This window comes from Photorhabdus noenieputensis (assembly GCF_018448935.1).
Classification (GTDB): Bacteria; Pseudomonadota; Gammaproteobacteria; order Enterobacterales; family Enterobacteriaceae; genus Photorhabdus; species Photorhabdus noenieputensis.
On record NZ_RCWC01000177.1, the window covers coordinates 1 to 576 of the forward strand.

Annotated in this window: 1 pseudogene; it reads right to left on the minus strand. The window is 54.3% G+C overall.

Features of this window, described 5'->3' with window-relative positions:
• Positions 1–576 (minus strand): annotated as a pseudogene (locus EAE91_RS23730) (ImcF-related family protein); the annotation flags it as partial.

Consider the following 576-nt stretch of genomic DNA (forward strand, 5'->3'; position numbering starts at 1 on the left):
CCCGCAGTTCAAACCGCAATCCCTGACTGCCATCGGCAAATAACAGGTCCGATAACTGACTGAGCTGATTTATCGCCTTTAGAAAATCCGGGTTAATCTGCACGCCCTGACCATTCACCTCATCCACCACCCACTGGTTACCCGCTTTATGCAGTATCCCGCCTAACTGACGCGTCAAAAACTGCTCTATCCGCCCCGAATCTGACCGGATAAATTGCCCCAACATCGGCAATGAAATTTCACTGTCGCCACCGGCAAACGGATAACGGCCCGCAAATGCCCGATTCCAGTTGTCCACTATCGCCCTCTGCCACTGGGTGTTCAGATTCTCCTCTGCCGGTTTCAGTACCCCCTGCCACGCCTGCGCTAACGGCTCGATAAACAGCGTCTGACCAAAACTCCGCCATTGGCCCCCTAGGCTGGCGGCTATTAAGCGCCCATAGCCTTGCGTATCGGTCAAATCGGTGCTTTTCCCTTCAAATACCGTCTTAGCCAGCGCATTCGCCATTGCCGGCGGATCATCGCTGTTGTTCATCTGTTGCAGTTTCAGCCGCACTTCGGTTACCCGCGTGAGAA